General features: G+C 69.6%; 4 protein-coding genes. All 4 read right to left on the bottom strand.

What is annotated here, in order from left to right; translation table 11 throughout:
• Nucleotides 1-953 (bottom strand): ACR3 family arsenite efflux transporter (arsB, locus tag PKE44_RS15575; protein ID WP_324552924.1); only part of this gene is annotated, 953 nt, incomplete at its 3' end.
• 13 nt (nt 954-966) lie between these two features.
• Entirely contained in the window at nt 967-1,491 is a 525-nt protein-coding gene (locus tag PKE44_RS15570) for an ArsI/CadI family heavy metal resistance metalloenzyme (RefSeq protein WP_324552921.1), read from the bottom strand.
• Nucleotides 1,492-1,585: 94 nt separating this feature from the next.
• Nucleotides 1,586-2,095, bottom strand: a complete 510-nt coding sequence (locus PKE44_RS15565) for an arsenate reductase ArsC (RefSeq protein ID WP_324552918.1) — start codon at nt 2,093-2,095, stop codon at nt 1,586-1,588.
• Between the two features lie 163 nt (nt 2,096-2,258).
• A complete protein-coding gene (locus PKE44_RS15560; protein WP_324552915.1) occupies nt 2,259-2,600 on the bottom strand; it encodes a metalloregulator ArsR/SmtB family transcription factor in 342 nt (113 codons plus the stop codon).
• Nucleotides 2,601-2,889: the final 289 nt, after the last annotated feature.

Here is a 2,889-nt window from a genome sequence, read left to right as displayed (position 1 = left end):
GCGAAGGCTTCGCCGGAGTTCAGGCCGAACACCGCGACGGCGACCGCGATCGCCAGTTCGAAGTTGTTGCTCGCGGCCGTGAACGACAGCGTCGCGGTCTGGCCGTAGGGCGCGCCGTAGCGTCGTCCGAGCGCGAAGCTCAGCAGGAACATCGCGACGAAATAGATCGCCAGCGGCACGGCGATGCGCAGTACGTCGAGCGGCAGGCGCACGATCAGTTCGCCCTTCAGCGAAAACATCACGAGGATCGTGAACAGCAGCGCGATCAGCGTCAGCGGCGAGATGCGCGGCACGAACACCGTCCGGTACCAGTCATCGCCCTTCATCCGGCGCAACACCAGCCGCGTCACGAAACCGGCGAGAAACGGAATGCCGAGATACACGAACACCGTCCACGCCACCTCGCCGATCGAGACTTCGACCTTGAAGGTTTCAAGTCCGAGCCAGCCCGGCAGCACGCTCAGGAACAGCCACGCATACACCGGGAAGAACAGCACCTGGAACAGCGCGTTGAAGGCCACCAGCCCGGCGCAGTACTCGGTGTCGCCACGCGCGAGCTCATTCCAGACGATGACCATCGCGATGCAGCGCGCCAGCCCGATCAGGATCAGCCCGGCCATGTAATGCGGCTGATCCGGCAGCAGCAGCACGGCGAGCGCGAACATCAGCAGCGGCCCGATCACCCAGTTCTGCAGCAGCGACAGCAGCAGCACGCGCGTGTTGCGGAACACCTGCGGCAGCGCCTCGTAGCGCACGCGCGCGAGCGGCGGATACATCATGACGATCAGCCCGATCGCGATCGGCCAGCTGGTCGTGCCGCTCGACAGGCCCTGCCAGAAGCCGGCGATGCCGGGGAAGAAATGCCCCCAGGCCACGCCGATCGCCATCGCCGCGAAGATCCACAGCGTCAGCCAGCGATCGAGGAACGACAGGCGGCGGGAGACGGAAGCCATGCGCACACCCCCGTCAGCAGCAGCCGGAAGCGGAGCCGGAGCCGCTGCCGGCCTTCGGCGTGCAGCAGCCGCCTTCCGGCGCCCCGGCCACGACCGCGATCGCAACCGGCTTCGCCGGGGCTGCCGGCGGTGCGCAGCAGGCAGTCGCGGTCGCCGGCAGGTCGGCGCCGTAGTGCGTCGCCTCGCCGAGCGTCAGGAAGGTCTCCCAGGCGATGCCCTGCGGATCGTGCACCCACTGCTTGTCGGACTTCGCATAGCAGCAGGTCGTGCCGGCCTGCTCAATGACCGGCGCCCCGGCCTGCGCGAGCTGCGCGTACGCCGCGGCAAGCTCTTCGGCATCGCCGACCTGGAAGCCGAGATGATCGAGCCCGACCGCCCGGCCGCGGGCGCTGATCGCGAAGTTCACGCGCGGGTCCTCCAGCATCCACTTCGCGTAATCGTCCTTGAGCACGCCCGGCCCGCAGCCGAACAGCGCGGTGTAGAAGCGCACCGAGGCGGCGAGATCCTCGACGGCGAGATGGACATGGAAGCGTTTCATGGCGGTGGCTCCGGGGGTGGGGAAGGAATCGGTGGACGGACTTTGCAGCCCGATGAACGCCGGGGCTCTGCGCGCCCTGGCCGCGGGATCGGTATCAGCCCTGGCGCCCGATCGCATCGACCTGCTGCTTCAGTGCCAGCCGGTCGAGGGCCTCGGGGCGCAGGGCCGTGAAGGCCTTGATGCGGTTTTCGAGCACCCGGAACGCCTCGCGGAAGGCCGCCATCTGTTCGGTCTCGCTGCCCTCGACCGCCGCCGGGTCGGCCACGCCCCAGTGCGCGGTGACCGGATGCCCCGGCCAGATCGGGCAGACTTCGCCGGCCGCCGCATCGCAGACCGTGAACACGAAATCGAGCGCCGGCGCCTCCGGCCCGGCGAACTCGTCCCAGGACTTCGAGCGCAGCCCTTCGGTCGGCATCCCCAGATGTTCGAGCAGCGCCAGCGCGCGCGGATTGACGCGCCCGACCGGGAAGCTGCCGGCGCTGTACGCCCGGAAGCGTCCCCCGCCCCAGTGATTGAGCAGCGCCTCGGCGAGGATGCTGCGGGCCGAGTTGCCGGTGCAGAGGAACAGCACGTGATGGACGTGAGCGGCGGGCGTGGGGCTCATGGGCAGGCTCCGGGGGTGGATGCAGCGATTATATTTCCATGTTTATGGAAATATCAAAATCCTCAGCCTGCCATGCTGCAACTTCCGTGTTGCGGAAAACCGGTCGCCGCCTGCCGGCGAGGCAAGCCGCAGCGAACCGCGCGCGTACTGCGGCTTTCCCCCGTCATCCGCCGCAGCCGCAGTCCTCATTCGTCGGCGCGGCCAGCCCGCAGACGCCCGGGTCGTCCTGGCAGCAGTGTTCGGTCAGGTAGCCGAGCAGGGCCTGCATGCGCGCGAAGTCGGCGGCATAGATCAGCGAGCGGCCGTCGCGGCGCTGCTCGACCAGCCCGGCGGCGCGCAGCGTCTTCAGGTGAAACGACAGTGTTGCCGGCGCCAGTCCGAGCCGTTCACCGATCTGTCCGGCCGGCAATCCGGGCGGACCGGCCTGCACCAGCAGGCGGAAGATGGCGAGGCGGCTGTCCTGCGCGAGGGCGCCGAGCGCGGCAACGGCTTCGGTCTGGTCCACGGCGGGGTTCCGGTGAGGGGGGATGGAGCACTGTAGCGCGTGCGCGCGACGCCACGAGCCGGTCGTCGGCTCGCCCCCGGAGCCCGCTCAGGCTTCCTGAGCGCGCGTGCAAGCGGGTGTGCGGCCTCGCACCGAGGCTGCCGATGCAGGCGGAGCAGCCGGCACGGACCGCGCAGGCGCCCCGGCACGCACCGATCCCGATGGTCGTCCGGATGCCGATCCGGCGCGGATCCCCCCGTCCGACCGGCCGCCACCGCCGAAGCCGTCCCGGCGGCTTGCGGATGACGCG

It is taken from the genome of Plasticicumulans sp. (genome assembly GCF_035331805.1).
Lineage (GTDB): Bacteria > Pseudomonadota > Gammaproteobacteria > Competibacterales > Competibacteraceae > Plasticicumulans.
Note: the sequence above shows the minus strand (reverse complement) of the source record. Positions and strands in the feature narration are given on the sequence as shown.

What these genes read in the sequence shown, in the direction of transcription:
- PKE44_RS15570 (WP_324552921.1), bottom strand. Translation starts at nt 1,491, where the DNA reads ATGAAACGCTTCCATGTCCATCTCGCCGTCGAGGATCTCGCCGCCTCG.
- PKE44_RS15565 (WP_324552918.1), bottom strand. Translation starts at nt 2,095, where the DNA reads ATGAGCCCCACGCCCGCCGCTCACGTCCATCACGTGCTGTTCCTCTGC.